Raw genomic sequence first — 14,819 nt, 5'->3', positions numbered from 1 at the left:
CAACACTGAGTGCTATATTTTAGACCTAACTCTAAGTTATAAATTGCAGTCGCCTTCTATTTGTAAATCAGCAATAGACTGGCTTCACTACAGATCATTGACTCCAGTCGTTTGGCAGCGATCGCTAAGGATAGAAAGAAAACTTAGGCTTAAAATTGAATTTAGTAAATTGCCACTACTGTAGTTATTGGTATAATTTCTTCAGATAAACTTAATACTAGTATTTATTGTAAATATTTTGTATTAAAAATTACGAAAAATTCTCAATGTTTTAGTATATATTCCGCCTTTAGGTAATAAAGTATATAAGTATAGAATAATCATTCAATCTCACTGAGATTGTTTGAGTTAATTTCTTAACATTCACATAAACTTGCAAAATAAATGGTCAAACAGTTGAATTTAGTATTCATAAAAGCGGCAGGAAACTCCATCCCCTTGTGGGTGAGGAATTTTAATAGTTTTTATCTTGACCAAGATTGAGATGTTAGTTAAAATTCCTGCATTAAATTATACTTTTGGACTAAAAAATGCCATTAGTCACGTCAATAATTCAGAAGATAGCACCTCAAATAGGTGCGGTTGTTGTGGTAGATCCAGAATATGAATTAGTGGGGCATATTACATTTAAAAATGGAAAAAAATCATTTTTTAGTACCACAAAATTAAATATTAACGGTTTTGGTTCCGCAGAAATAGCAAAAGATAAGGGTTATTCAAAATTTTTCCTCAAACATTTTGGCTATCATGTGACGGAAGGGCAAACATTTTTTAATCAGAAATTATGTAAAAAAATAGGTAACGAACGAGATATTGATGCTGGATTTGAATATGCTAAATTTATTGGATTTCCGGTAATTATTAAACCCATTAATTTAAGCCAAGGAAAATTAGTTACAAAAATTCATAACAAAACGGAGTATTATCAAGTAGCCAAAAAAATATTGCGAGCTAATGCAGGATTGATTATTGAGAGATTTTATTTAGGTAAAGATTACAGAATTGTGGTGATAGATGACGAAATAATAGCTGCATATCAAAGGCTACCGCTATCAGTAATTGGAGATGGAAAATCAAATGTTACAGAATTAATACAACGTAAGCAAGATGGTTTCATCCAAAATTTGGGAAAAAAAATTATTGATGTTGATGACTTTCGGATTAAACGCAAGTTGCAGAAGCAAAGTCTCAATTTAAACAGTGTGATTCCCAATGGTAAGGTTGTATATCTTTTAGATAATGCTAATTTATCTAGTGGCGGTGAAGCAGTGGATGTTACGGAAAATATTCATCCCGACTTTCAGAAATTGGCTTTAAACGTCACAAAAGATATGGGATTGCGATTAATGGGTTTGGATATAATTACTCAAGATATTACCAGACCAATGGTGGATTATGTGATTATTGAAGTTAATGGTTCTCCTGGCTTGACACATTATGCTTCCATTGGAGATATTCAAACTAAGAGAGTGGAAGATTTATATCTCAAAGTTTTGAAGGCATTGGAAACGGAGTACAACAGCAAAAATTAAGTAGCTAAACGGCGTATACCAGAACTGAATCATTACAACTTTTCTAGTAGCCAGGTTACCGCCGCATCAGTGTCTGTCACTTGTTCGCAGGCTGGTACGACTGGACGATTGACCATAACAACCTGTACGCCTAGTTCTCTGGCTGCAACAATCTTGGCATAGGTGGCATCACCCCCACTATTTTTACTAACTAAAGTATCAATATTATGTTGAATGAGGATGTCTTTTTCCTGGGGAAGGGTAAAGGGGCCGCGATCGCACAATATCACCCCAGGCGGAACTAAAGCATCAGCAGCAGGAGGATCGATCATCCGCATGAGAAACCAAATATCTTGTAGATGAGCGAAAGCGGAGAGTTCTTGTCTGCCAACAGTTAAAAATACTCTTTTGGCTTGATTCTCCAAAATAGCGGCGGCGGCGCTTGTATTGTCAACTTCTATCCAGCGATCGCCTGCTACTTTTACCCAGGGAGGACGGATTAACATCAAACGTGGTATCCCCACCTCATCAGCCGCCAGCGCCGCATTCTCAGAAATTTGTGCAGCAAAAGGGTGGGTAGCGTCAATTAATACATCAACCTGCATCTGACGCAGATACTCAGCCAATCCAGCCGCACCACCAAAACCCCCCACACGGACATTACCAGATGGGAGAGAAGGTTCACGGGTGCGACCGGCTAAAGATGCGATCGCCTCAATACCTGGAATAGTTGCAACTTTGGCACTTAGTTCGGCCGCATCTCCAGTTCCACCCAGAATTAAAAGGCGCATCGTCAAGTCGCTTCGCTCCAATTCAAAATTCAAAATTCGCGCATTAAAGACAATTAGTGGGAGCTTGTTGGCGCAGCCTTTATGTAAGGTATTTTGCATTTTGAATGCAAAAAAAGTTAGGTGGGAATCCTGGCGAGAATGCCTTTTTTCAAAGGTTCGGGACGTTCTGACCAAGGCAGTAAACCATCTGCTTTATCGTAGTATTTACTAGCACATTCCAATATCGCAGAGGCATTATCGTCTATGGCTAGATCCCCAAATAGATAGGTTAATTTGCCTTTACCTGTAAAGGCTACAACACAAGAACGGTTGCAAGCACTCATACATTCAACTTCTCGGATCGGGAATTTATCCCGTAACTCCCACTCTTGTGCTAGCTGTTGGAGTTGATTTAAAAGTTTTTGACCGCCGCTTTCACCTACACGTTTACCATCTTGCCAGACACTAGCGCAGGTTTTGCAGACAAATAGTGTGTGTTCTGCCACACCCAAAGAATTATCAGTAGTCATCCGTACCTCGCAGATGTTGAGAATCGTCAATTTCGGCGGGCGTTCTGGCTGGGAAAGTTACAAGAGTTTTCTTTCCTTCACAGTTGCGGGACAGCGCCGGACTTACACCGTTCACCTACGAAAGATTGCAGGTATACTTTCCCCGTTACCTCTGGTGACTGCTCCCCACCAGAACCGAATATTTACTTAATGGTAACATCTAGGACTTACGCATGAAAACGAAAAATTAAGGGTTTAGACAAGGGTGTAGGGGTATAGGGGTATAGGGGTATAAATTTTTGAAACCCTTACACCCTTACACCCGGTCTCAACAGAAAATCTGGGTGTGTAAGTCTTATGTTTCCAACTCTTAGCTTCTATTTAGTTAGTAATATTCGGTTGTAAAAATCGCTTAATCTCACCAGAAGCAATATAAGATTTGCCATCAGGTGCTGTCTTCACTTCCTCAACCACATAAAGCATTCCTTCCTCACGAATGGAACGAGGAAAACGCATATTCCAATCCGGTTCATATCCGTCGGAAACTACCCTAGCACGTAACTTGCTGCCATCTTTGACGCATTGAATGAGGACACCATGATCTATGGTGTCAGTGGTGGGAAGATCGGCCGCAGTAGCTGGGGCTTTGGAGGCTTTACTTGTGCTAGTTGACCTCGATTGTCTAGGAGCAACAAAAATGTCTGTTTCACCAGGTTTGGCAAAACGGCTGACTTTGCCAACTACACGGTAGAAAGAGCCATTACTTGACAATTCTAGCCCTTCAACAATATACCGCGCTCCTTCAGCACGAATGGAACGGGGAAATTGAACATTTTTAGTTTGGTCGTAACCATCAGATATAACTTTAATCCGCAGTTTACCGCCTTCACGGACGCAAGAAAGTTCCACTCCAGTACCGATTTCATTGACAACCGGCATTGCGTATACTTCATCGCCAGCCGTGACACCGCGCCCTACGAGATCACCGCGATTGCGCGTCATTGTCTGATAACTTTGATCCCGTAGTTCTTTCCGTCCGGCGTTACCTAGAGCTTGTTGTGCAATTCGACCTGCGAAATACTCCAGCTGGTCAATCTCTTCTGCAATTTCAAAATTCTCATTTAAGCCTTGGTCTCGGAGATACTGCACCAAATCACGGAGGGTTTTTTCAGCTGCTTGATGCTGACCATGTTCTGCTAATTCGAGGGCTGTTTCTTTAGCTTTGGCGATCGTCAAGCGGCTGAGGTCAAGGATAATATGACTGGAAGAGGCTAACGCTGATTCCTCAACTGTGCCAACTTTGGCGATGACATCTGTTGTCCCGTAAACGCTTTGAATAATGTCATTCTCCACTACATCAGCACTGTAATGCAGCTTCATCACTGGTAAATTACCTACTTGAGCAGAGGATATCATCAAACTCAAACCCAGAAGTTTATCTTCTCCCTCGTAAAGTTCCCCCAAGGTAATCACAGGTTGACCAGCTTCATTTTGGCTAACTTTAGCAAGACTTAAAGTATCAACCAAAGTTATACCATCAGCTAACTCTAGTGTTACTTTCAAGTTTTGACCTACTACAGCTCTAAGACTATCTAGTTCAATACTAAAAACTTCTGCTGCTTCATCAATGCTTTGAATGAAGTAGAAGTTGCCATTAGCAGCTCTCGCCATCCCAATTAGTAAATCCTCATTGAAACCTTGAGCAAAACCCAAAGTAGTTGTAGTAATCCCTTCCTCAGCTTTTTGGGCTGACGTGGCTGTGAGTATCTTTGGGTCTTGAATACCCATATTGGCGTGACCATCAGTCAGCAGTAGCACACGATTTATTTTTTGCGGATCGAGTTGATGCTTGACATATTCGCACCCCTTGAGCCATCCCCCCGATAAGTTAGTAATACCACCCGCCCTTACCTGACGTATGGACTTTTTGAGTGCAGGTTTGTCAGTTACAGATTGGGGTGAAACAACCGTATCTACTGCATCATCGTAAACGACCACGGAGAGAATATCTTTTGGCTCAAGTTGATCTACCACAGATTCAGCCGCCTTGAGGGCATGATGTAAAGCTGCACCTGCCATAGAACCTGATCGATCAATTACAAGGGAAAGGTTAAGGTTGCGCCGGGGAGATTCGGGTACTTCCGCACGAAAACGCAGTAGGATATTAGCCTTTAATGAAAATCCGGCAGGTAAAATAGGTTGGTCGAATTCATAACTTGTTTTTACCATTTCATTTTCCCCTGTGAGTTATTTGTCATCAGCCACAACCCTGATGATGTTTAAACACTAAGTGTTGCGATTAGTGTACCCAGGATGTCTTCATAATTTAGGGTATAAAAAACCCAGCCTGATATTTTGGCAAAGCTAAGAGTTTCTTAACTCCTAGCTTTGAAAAAACCTAACGGCACTGGCGATATTTAACGTGATAAACCAAGCCACGGTGAGCCAGGTCAAAAGAGTCAACGGTTGCCATCCCTTGGCCACTAGCAGTCATTGCAGCATTTACACGCATATTTACACTGTCACCACAACGTGACCAGACATTACCCACAGTAACTAATTTATCTCGGACGTTGTAGTCGGTTTCGCCTCTAAATGTTCTGGAGAAAACTGGCCCGCGCTGACCTGCAAAAAAGTACTCTGCTCTTAGTCTCCCAGTTGTACCAGGAGCAACATAGCCCCGATAATCAGCATCATAAAGGGAAATTTGAAAGCCTTGGGGTACTTTAATCGGAATGCTCATATTACAGCTTTTGCGACGTTCTGCTGCTTTATTGCCCAGAGCGATAAAGTTATCAAATAGAATACTTAACTCTTGACCATCAGGGCTAACATTCACACTAGCAGACCCATCAGGGCAACCGTTACCACCATATTCTGCGCCTAAAATTTCAACTTTGTTGTTAGCAAGGGCAGGCCCGACAGAAGCCATGATCATTGTGGAGGCAGCCAGAAAAGCTTTTACGAAGTTGATAGATGTTTTTGTGAAGTTTTGATTAGTCATAAATCTACTCTCCTGTATGGAGTATCTTGAATAGTTTTTAAATTCAAGTGTAATCCGAAGAATTTCGGAAACTCTAAGTATAAGAAACTTCACAAAAGTCACAAACCTCTGTCTTTGAGGAAAGCCTCAAGTGTCAACTTGTCAGGCAAGGAAGTTTGTGCGCCTAATTTTGTTGCAGCTAAAGCACCAGCCGCCGCACCCCAAATAACTGCCTGATGTAAGGAAAGCCCAGAATAAAGTGCTGTTGCCAAACCACCATTAAAGGCATCACCAGCCGCTACAGTATCAACTGTATCCACAAAGAAGGCTGGGACAAAAAAGGTCTCTTTGTCTGTGGCACAAACAACACCTTTAGCGCCCAGTTTAACGATCGCACTTTTCACGCCTCTTTGCAATAACACCCCGGCAGCCTTTCGCGCTGCTTTTTCTCCATCTACAGGAAAACCTACGAGTTGTCCCGCTTCCACTTCATTTGGGGTAATGATATCAACCAAGGGGTAAAGTTCTGCTGGTAAATCTGATGGTGCAGGTGCGGGATCTAAAATTACTGTGATATTGTTACTTCTGGCGGCTTGGGCAGCTGCGATAACGGCGGTTATAGGAATTTCTAATTGTAATAGCAGGGCTGTGGCTGTAGGTAATATGTATGATAATCGTTCTACATCTGCTTGATTGATTCTCCCATTAGCACCAGGAATGACAACTATTTGATTTTCACCATCATGAGCGACGGTAATCATCGCCACTCCAGAACTGGCAGTTTCATCTACAAAAATATTGTCAGTTTGTACACCAGCATTTTGCAGATTTTCCATCAGTTCTGCACCAAAACCATCTGCGCCAACACGTCCCACCATTTGGGTAGGAACTCCCAGTTTGGCTACTGCTACAGCTTGGTTTGCACCTTTACCCCCAGGAACCTTGAAAAAGTCTTCTCCCAGTAAGGTTTCTCCTGCAATTGGTAACTTGGGTGCTGTGGCAACTAAATCTATATTGATGCTACCGAAGACAATAATGCTCATAAGAATGATTTTTGTTGATCATCATAAATCTTACGCTCTGGGTCATAACTAATAAGTGATTATGTTTTATTACTACTAGGACTTACGCATGAAAACGAAAGATCAAGGGTTTGGAGAAGGGTATAGGGGTGTAGGGGTATAAATATTTGAAACTCTTACACCCTTACACCCTTATACCCGGTCTCAACAGACAAACTGTGTGCGTAAGTCCTAACTACTTTTACCAATTACTCATCCCCAAAGTATTATTAGCCATACCAATTCTAAATTAAATTTAGTATGTATTAATACTGAACTTTTAGTATAAAGTTTTTGTTAGGTTTTACATAGAAGCTTATAGGTGCTTTTATGTCGGGTATGCCTCCGCAGTGTCATAATCTAAAAGATCAAGTTGAGTCTATATTGCAGCTTTTACAGCAGGAATTATCCTTGCGATCGCAAGATATCACATCTGTACAAACTTCTCTAGGTAAGGCGATTTCTCCCAAGTTTGAAATTGTGTTTGCTGGTGCATTTAGTGCAGGTAAGTCTATGCTTATTAATGCACTATTAGAACGGGAATTGTTATACAGTGCAGAAGGACACGCCACAGGTACAGAGTGCAAAATTGAGTATGCAGAATTAGATAAAGAACGGGTAGTTTTAACTTTTTTAAGTGAGGTAGAAATTCGGGAACAAGCAAACTCTCTGTGTCAACAGTTGGGATTTACGACAGCAGTTAATATTAATCAAGCTGAAGTGGTTAGCTTATTACATCAAGGGTGTGAAGCGATTATTCAGCAAGAGGGTGGTGAGAGTAAATCAGAACGTGCCAAACAAGCAAAAGCATTAATATTTTTACTACAAGGATATGAGGCAAATCGGCAACATATTCATACAGTAAATAATGCTACATATTCGATGGAACATTTTAATTTTTCCAACCTGAAAGAAGCGGCTGGATATGCGCGTCGTGGTAGTAATAGCGCCGTATTAAAACAGATTGAATACTTTTGCAACCATCCGCTTTTGCAAGATGGAAACGTGATTATTGACACCCCAGGGATTGATGCACCAGTGGAAAAGGATGCACAACTAACCTACGCCAAGATACAACATCCTGATACTTCGGCGGTGGTGTGTGTGCTGAAACCTGCTTCTGCTGGTGATATGACGAAAGAGGAAACAGAACTGTTAGAAAAGATGCGGCAAAATGGAGGAATACGCGATCGCGTGTTTTATGTCTTCAACCGCATCGACGAAACTTGGTATAATACCCAACTAAGGCAACGCTTGGATGATTTAATCAACACACAATTCCGGGATACAAGCCGGGTTTATAAAACCAGTGGATTACTCGGTTTTTATGGGAGTCAGATTAAACAAACAAGTACTCAAGATAGATTTGGTTTAGATTCTATTTTTGGGGAAAATGCCAAAGGTGTAAATGGTAACGAGGAAACACCACAATTTGTTTACGCTTTTAATAACTATTGTGTCAGTTCTGGTAAGTTAGCTTCTAGTAATTTTCGGATTTCTCTCAATGGTTTTGAAACACCAAATCAAAACTATGTGCGAATTTTAGCTGAACAGGGAACACCTTTAATTAATCAGTTAATTCAAGATAGTGGGATTGAAGAGTTTCGCACAGCCATCACGCGTTATCTAACTGAAGAAAAGCGTCCCCAGCTTTTTAAAAATCTTGCTGATGATTTAGAAGATATTTGTATTAACCTGAAAAAACATTATCAGACTGCACATCGCGACTTAGATAGTCAGCCCCGTGAAATTGAGATGATGAAGGCGCAGGAATTACAATATCTCAATCAGCAACTGCAACAAGTTGGTAAAGATTACAGCTTACACATCACAGAAGAAGTTAATCATGTAATTAATCATGCTTGTGATGGATTTGAGGTGGATTTTCGCCAATTGCAATCCCGGATGATTCGTCGTTTGGATGAATTGTTGGATACATTTTCTGTAGCTGATGCTTATCGTCGTGCGACTCTGAGTCATCCGCGCAATGCTACCGCGCCATTACTGGCAATTTTAGTAGAGGCGTTTTATTATTTGGCAAATCAATTAGAGGATATCTTAGTAGATTCATCTCAGGAACTAATGACTAATCTTTTCCAAAGGTTGATGGAGAAGATTCGTAAATCAGAATATTATCGCCAGTTGTATCGTTTGCTAGGTAACGATGCGGGGATTGAACAAGAACTCAACGCTTTAGAAAAACGTGTGACTCAATCTTTAGTAGATGCAGCTAGTGTAGAATGCGATCGCTTTGTTAGAGAAAGTCCCAGTTTTTACGATGAAAATACTTTTTCTATATATCAATTCCGCCAAACTTTGCTGCAAACATCACAAAGTTATGATAGCGAAAGTATGGTAGAAGCCGAGCCAGCAATTAGGCAATTATTAAAGTTAGATTTTGAGCCAAAGGTTTCTCATACCATTCGTAAAACCTTTCGTCAAACTATTAACCAAATCCTCAAAACTCAATTGTTACCAATGGCGGAAAAGCAAGGAGATGGAATTTTACAACAATACCCACAAGCGAGAGTGTATTTAGAAGAAAGATTACAACAAGAAGCGGAGGAGAAGATTAATAATAATAACCGCTTACTTGGTGTCGTGGAAGGAAAAGTAGATGTGTATAATACGGCGATTGCTAATATTAACAATTGTTTACAAGCGATGCAATTATATGATCATTTATTACCTTTAATTAACCTGGCTGAGTTAACAGTTGTTGATCAGATTGCAGCTAATAATGGTGTGGTTGTCTCTGACGGGTTATTAGATGGAGTGGCGCAGTTTTAGGAATTAGGTGATTTTAAAGTCCGCCTGTGCGGACTTATTTTTGATTATAGATATTGTGAAGTATTCTACTTTTAATTTATACTAATTCGATTAATTATTGCAATACATCCTTGGGTTAAGAAAACGCGATTTATCGCGTCTTCTACATTATTTATTTGTTACAACTTCATAGAGAATTGGGATGAACATTTTTGACAGGAAGTTTTTTACCCTAAACCCAAAAACTTAGAAATTAAAGGTAATAGTTTACTAACAGCCTCTGCTAAGGTTGCTGTAGCTGGTAAACCAGTAATTGTACCTTTCAAAATTTTGAGTGCAGTTTTTGCGGCTTTTTGTTTTGGTTCTTCTTGGGGATTTTTCCCAGCTTTCGCTAATGCTTGTACTTGCTCTAAGGCTTCCGCTTTATCTTCTTGAGCTAAGTCTTTTTCTGACTCAATCGCTGCTTGCAACTGCGTCAATAATTCCTTGATTCCAGGTTTATCTGGTTCTGGTGCAGCTGGTAACTGATTAATGGTGTTCGTCACTGTACCACTAATTTCACCTAAATTCAAAGCTTGCCCACTAGCATTAAAATCTCCACCAATATTGCCAATGTTAATATTACGGCTGGAATCATTACTGTTAGTCATGGCTTTAGTTTCTACTTTATTATCAATTTGAACATTAATCGGCTTATTAGCTAACAAGCCAATAATCTCTTTCATCTCTGCACTTTGTTGGCGATAGATGACTATTTCATTATCTTTAGCTTGCAATTGGGCTTTATATTTTTCTTCTACAGCTTGCAATGCTAATTGATAATTCTGCATGAAATCATGGTGAATCTTTTCTTTATCAGCATCAACAGGTACACCGACTTTAACCACAACAAAGCCATCACCTTTATTTTCAATACTTTGTAGGGCTAATTCTGTGTCTTGATTTTGTTGCTGCACTGTTTGAAAAGCGTTAACAAAAGCTTTCCAGTCTATACCGTTGCGGAAAATCAAATCGACTGTGTTGAGAACTTCGGCAAATAGTTTGGTAAATTCTCCTGGCTGAAAGTCGCCACTACTGGGACGGCGTTCTCTATTGTCGGTTCCAGGCTGGGGATATTCCAGGAGATAGATAAAGCGACAATCAACATTGTCTAATTTTGTTGTACTTTCAATATTCCAAGCTTCTATACAAGCGCCAGTCATTTGAGCGCTAGTGAAATCAGTGCTTACAGCTTGAGATAAAGTCAAGTTGGCAAACTCTAAACAAGCACCTTGAAAGGTAGCTCCAGTAATATCAGTATCTTTAAGATTAGATTCTGTTAAATCTGCACCTATGAGGTTTGCACCTTTGAGATTCGCGCCAATATATGATTTATTTCTACCATTGCAACTCACCAACAAATTGAGAATATCTCGTTTAGCTAATATTGAGTCGTTTACTCTGGCAAGGTCGAGTTTTTTGGCTTCATAAAAACGAGTACGGGTTAGATTTGCCTTTCTAAAGTTTGTGTTTTTGAGAGTCGCACCACTAAAGTCAGCATCGGTTAAATCAGCATCGAAAAAACTTGTCCCGCCTGTTGCAGCGAAGGCAATGGCAATTGATGAAATAAAATTCTGCTTATCGTTTTCTATTAAAGCACGGCGTCCTATATAGCTACCTAAGATTACCAAAATGTAAGACCAAGACCAAGACCAAATAAAATCTACCCAAGCCCAGTTCCAAGACTGTATAGGCTCAGAATATAAATATTTCCATCCGTTTCGTGTCAAAATTCTGGTTATGGAGCCAGTTATTCCACCGGATAAGAAAGCTAATATGATAGTGCTAGTAAAATTCTTGTTTATTTTTTTAACTAATACTAAGTTTAAGGCTACTATTGCAGGTATGGTTATTGCCACAAGTGCAGCGAAAATTATAGCTTGCATCCATCGACGAAATATCTTATATTCCTCTAAAGCTAAAACAGAAGTAACGGCAGATGAAAACACCAAAACCATCAAGAACAAGATAGTGATTACTAAAGAAGAGATCAGACCTCTCCAAATAGTTATTAAGATAAAAATTGATAATAGCACGCTCATTGCTATACCGAAAATAAAAGCATTATATTGAAATGCTTCGTTACCCAAATACCACCAAGTACTAGCGTTAGTTGAAGCACAGACAAATAATGATCCAAATGCAAAAATAAATAAACCTACTATCCAACCAATTACCCAAAAATTTTGTAATCCAGCTTTCGCGCCTACAAAATTAGCCCCCTTGAGAATAGCTTTAGTAAAATTAGCTCCGCGAATATCTGCCTTACTAAAATTAGCCCCAGTCAAGTCTTGAGCTTTAAATGAACGACCTCGCAAATTTTGACCGGAATAGTCTAGCGGCATAACTGCGTCACTAAGGGTTATTACTGAAATTTTATACAAGTTTACTGTGCAATTCTCCTTATTTCGTCAAAATATCTCTATTTTGGCAGTAATACTGGATTGCAAACGACTATATGGTCAGCTTTTGAAAGGGATGATGTAGCAAAGCCAGGGGCGATCGCATCAAACCGTTTAGTAGCTCTATAATTTTTACCAAACGTTAATTTAACTGCTTCCGTTTGACCCAAATACTTGAAAGTAAAGATTAATGCCTCAGAAAATTCGAGAGCTAAAAGCGATATTACAGAAAGCAGGTTTTAATTACCGTCCTGCAAAAGGTAGTCATACATTCTGGACTCATCCACTTATACTTGATGAACCCGTTACCATTGCAGGTAAGGATGGAGACGATGCACCAAAATACCTGGAAAAACAAATAAAGAAAGTTTTGAATAGATTAGAAGAACTGCAAAAGCAATCTAGCAAACATGACGAGGATGAAGCATGAATTATCGCTACAGTATGGTCATTCAATGGTCAGATGAAGATAACAGCTATTTAGTCCACCTCCCAGAATTTCCCTGGCAACAATATCACACCCACGGCAAAACTTACGAAGAAGCGGCTAAACACGGTCAAGAAGTAATTGAATCACTGATTGAATGGTATCAAGAACAGGGCAAAGCTTTACCTGAACCTATTGCTTTACCGGAAAAGCCATTAAAAGTAGCGTAGATTTGGGCATCATTTAAAATTAAGTTGCCCTATTAAACAATAATTTCGAGATGACAAGAGAATTTAACGTGGTTATGGAACGGGACTCTGATGGCTATTTTGTCGCGTCTGTACCTAGTCTGGCGGGATGTCGCACAATGAGATTATGCCAACTGTTCTTCAATTAGATACGATTGATGCTAGATAATGGGAAGGCTTTGGCATTCACTAGCAAATCTAGCCCGGAAGAACAGATTAACAACTATGCGAACTCACTATTGCGGCGAACTCCGACAAAAGGATATTGGAGAAACTGTTACCTTATATGGATGGGTAGACCGTCGCCGCGATCATGGGGGCGTGATATTCTTGGATTTACGCGATCGCTCTGGCATTGTCCAAGTAGTCAGCGATCCTCAACGCACCCCAGATTCCTACGAACTGGCTAACTCTCTACGTAACGAATATGTTGTGGAAATTACTGGCAGGGTAACACAACGTCCAGAAGAATCACTAAATAGCCGCATCCCGACCGGGGAAGTGGAAATCTACGCTGATAAGATTGAACTACTCAATGGGGTGCGCAAACAGTTACCATTCCAAGTTTCTACCGCCGACACTGAGACAGTTAGGGAAGACTTGCGGCTGAAATATCGTTACTTAGACTTGCGGCGCGATCGCATGGCGCGTAACATACAACTACGTCATCAAGTGGTGAAAGCAATGCGTCGTTATTTGGAAGACGTAGAAGGTTTCATCGAAGTGGAAACTCCTATTCTCACCCGTTCCACCCCCGAAGGCGCGCGGGATTATGTCCTACCTAGCCGCGTCAATCCAGGGGAATGGTTTGCTTTACCCCAATCACCACAGCTATTTAAACAGATCCTCATGGTATCGGGCATGGATAGATACTATCAAATTGCGCGATGCTTCCGCGATGAGGACTTACGCGCCGACAGACAGCCAGAATTTACCCAGTTGGACATGGAAATGAGTTTCATGTCTGAGGAAGAAATTATCGAACTGAACGAAAAGTTAGTTAGTTATATCTTCAAAACCGTTAAGGGTGTTGAGTTACCGCTTCCGTTCCCCCGCCTCACCTACGCTGAAGCAATGGAACGTTACGGTTGTGATAAACCAGATACCCGCTACGATTTACAACTAGTTAATGTTTCCGATGTGATGAAAGACTCTGGTTTCAAAGTCTTTCGGGATGCTGTCGCCAATGGTGGTATTGTCAAAATTCTGCCAATTCCCAACGGTAATGAGCAAATCTCTAACGTGCGGATTAAACCGGGTGGGGATTTATTTAGAGAAGCCAGCGAAGCCGGTGCAAAAGGTTTGGCTTATATTCGGGTGCGGGAAGACGGGGAAATTGACACTATAGGTGCCATTAAAGATAACCTTTCAGAAGAGCAGAAACAGGAAATCTTGAAGCGCACAGGTGCAAAACCCGGACATTTGTTACTGTTTGGTGCTGGTGATGCGGCTACCGTAAATAAAACCTTGGATAGATTGCGGCAGGCGATCGCCAAAGAATTTGGTTTAATTGATCCAGATAAAATTAACTTGCTCTGGGTTGTCGATTTCCCCATGTTTGAGTGGAATGCAGATGAGAAACGCCTAGAAGCACTACACCACCCATTTACCGCACCCCACCCCGATGATTTACACGACTTAAAAACAGCCCGCGCTCAAGCCTATGATTTAGTATTCAACGGTTTTGAAGTCGGTGGCGGTAGTCGGCGGATTTATCAACGGGAAGTCCAAGAACAGGTATTTGAAACCATCGGTTTATCTCCCGAAGAAGCCCAAAATAAATTCGGTTTCCTGTTGGAGGCGTTTGAATATGGTACACCGCCACACGGTGGTATTGCTTACGGTTTAGACAGGTTGGTGATGTTGTTTGCTGGGGAAGAATCGATTCGAGATGTTATTGCTTTTCCGAAGACACAGCAAGCACGTTGTTTGTTGACAGATGCACCTTCTGGTGTAGATGTCAAGCAGTTGAAGGAATTACACGTTGCTTCGACTTATAAGCCGAAGTCTTAGGGATGAGAAATAAGATACCTGGATTTTTGAGAATGCGGGTATCTTATTTTTAACGCAGAGGTTCGCGGAGGGTAAGAGTTTGAAAGT

Annotated in this window: 12 protein-coding genes and 1 riboswitch; of the genes, 5 read left to right on the top strand and 7 right to left on the bottom strand. The window is 40.7% G+C overall.

Annotation, left to right across the window (positions count from 1 at the left end):
- Nucleotides 1–530 precede the first annotated feature (530 nt).
- Nucleotides 531–1,532 (top strand): cyanophycin synthetase, encoded by a 1,002-nt coding sequence (locus ACM5QX_RS18720; RefSeq protein WP_414754894.1) that lies wholly within the window; start codon nucleotides 531–533, stop codon nucleotides 1,530–1,532.
- 32 nt (nucleotides 1,533–1,564) lie between these two features.
- Here ACM5QX_RS18720 and ACM5QX_RS18715 read toward each other — a convergent pair whose 3' ends face one another.
- From ACM5QX_RS18715 to rbsK, 5 genes are all read right to left on the bottom strand, one after another.
- Nucleotides 1,565–2,302, bottom strand: coding sequence for a cobalt-precorrin-6A reductase (locus ACM5QX_RS18715; RefSeq protein ID WP_414754915.1), 738 nt, complete (start codon nucleotides 2,300–2,302; stop codon nucleotides 1,565–1,567).
- 116 nt (nucleotides 2,303–2,418) lie between these two features.
- Complete coding sequence (locus ACM5QX_RS18710; protein ID WP_414754893.1) at nucleotides 2,419–2,811, bottom strand: DUF1636 domain-containing protein; 393 nt, start codon at nucleotides 2,809–2,811, stop codon at nucleotides 2,419–2,421.
- 16 nt (nucleotides 2,812–2,827) lie between these two features.
- A riboswitch (cobalamin riboswitch) is annotated at nucleotides 2,828–3,005 on the bottom strand.
- A gap of 166 nt (nucleotides 3,006–3,171) precedes the next feature.
- Nucleotides 3,172–5,019, bottom strand: coding sequence for a vWA domain-containing protein (locus ACM5QX_RS18705; protein WP_414754891.1), 1,848 nt, complete (start codon nucleotides 5,017–5,019; stop codon nucleotides 3,172–3,174).
- 169 nt (nucleotides 5,020–5,188) lie between these two features.
- A complete protein-coding gene (locus ACM5QX_RS18700; protein WP_414754890.1) occupies nucleotides 5,189–5,794 on the bottom strand; it encodes a DUF4360 domain-containing protein in 606 nt (201 codons plus the stop codon).
- 98 nt (nucleotides 5,795–5,892) lie between these two features.
- A complete protein-coding gene (rbsK, locus tag ACM5QX_RS18695) occupies nucleotides 5,893–6,816 on the bottom strand; it encodes a ribokinase (protein WP_414754889.1) in 924 nt (307 codons plus the stop codon).
- Between the two features lie 348 nt (nucleotides 6,817–7,164).
- On the opposite strand from rbsK, the gene ACM5QX_RS18690 reads away from it, so the two are divergent.
- A complete protein-coding gene (locus ACM5QX_RS18690; protein WP_414754888.1) occupies nucleotides 7,165–9,624 on the top strand; it encodes a dynamin-like GTPase family protein in 2,460 nt (819 codons plus the stop codon).
- A 206-nt stretch (nucleotides 9,625–9,830) separates the two neighbouring features.
- On the opposite strand, the gene ACM5QX_RS18685 is transcribed toward ACM5QX_RS18690, so the two are convergent.
- Together ACM5QX_RS18685 and ACM5QX_RS18680 are read right to left on the bottom strand one after the other, a co-directional pair.
- Nucleotides 9,831–11,987 (bottom strand): pentapeptide repeat-containing protein, encoded by a 2,157-nt coding sequence (locus ACM5QX_RS18685; RefSeq protein WP_414754887.1) that lies wholly within the window; start codon nucleotides 11,985–11,987, stop codon nucleotides 9,831–9,833.
- A 77-nt stretch (nucleotides 11,988–12,064) separates the two neighbouring features.
- On the bottom strand, nucleotides 12,065–12,214 hold the full coding sequence (locus ACM5QX_RS18680; RefSeq protein WP_414754886.1) for a hypothetical protein: 150 nt from the start codon (nucleotides 12,212–12,214) through the stop codon (nucleotides 12,065–12,067).
- 20 nt (nucleotides 12,215–12,234) lie between these two features.
- Here ACM5QX_RS18680 and ACM5QX_RS18675 point away from each other — a divergent pair, with 20 nt between their 5' ends.
- The 3 genes from ACM5QX_RS18675 to aspS all read left to right on the top strand — a co-directional run bounded on the left by ACM5QX_RS18675 (nucleotide 12,235) and on the right by aspS (nucleotide 14,732).
- Complete coding sequence (locus ACM5QX_RS18675; protein WP_414754885.1) at nucleotides 12,235–12,474, top strand: type II toxin-antitoxin system HicA family toxin; 240 nt, start codon at nucleotides 12,235–12,237, stop codon at nucleotides 12,472–12,474.
- Nucleotides 12,471–12,701: a type II toxin-antitoxin system HicB family antitoxin gene (locus ACM5QX_RS18670; RefSeq protein WP_011317137.1), complete on the top strand. Its 231-nt coding sequence runs from the start codon at nucleotides 12,471–12,473 to the stop codon at nucleotides 12,699–12,701. Before ACM5QX_RS18675 ends, ACM5QX_RS18670 begins: the two co-directional genes overlap by 4 nt.
- A 243-nt stretch (nucleotides 12,702–12,944) precedes the next feature.
- Entirely contained in the window at nucleotides 12,945–14,732 is a 1,788-nt protein-coding gene (gene aspS / locus ACM5QX_RS18665) for an aspartate--tRNA ligase (protein WP_414754884.1), read from the top strand.
- The last annotated feature ends 87 nt before the right edge of the window (nucleotides 14,733–14,819 follow it).

The organism is Anabaena sp. CCY 9910, assembly GCF_963920875.1.
Lineage (GTDB): Bacteria > Cyanobacteriota > Cyanobacteriia > Cyanobacteriales > Nostocaceae > Trichormus > Trichormus variabilis.
The sequence above is the reverse complement of the archived record's forward strand: the minus strand, read 5'-3'. Positions and strand labels throughout refer to the sequence as shown.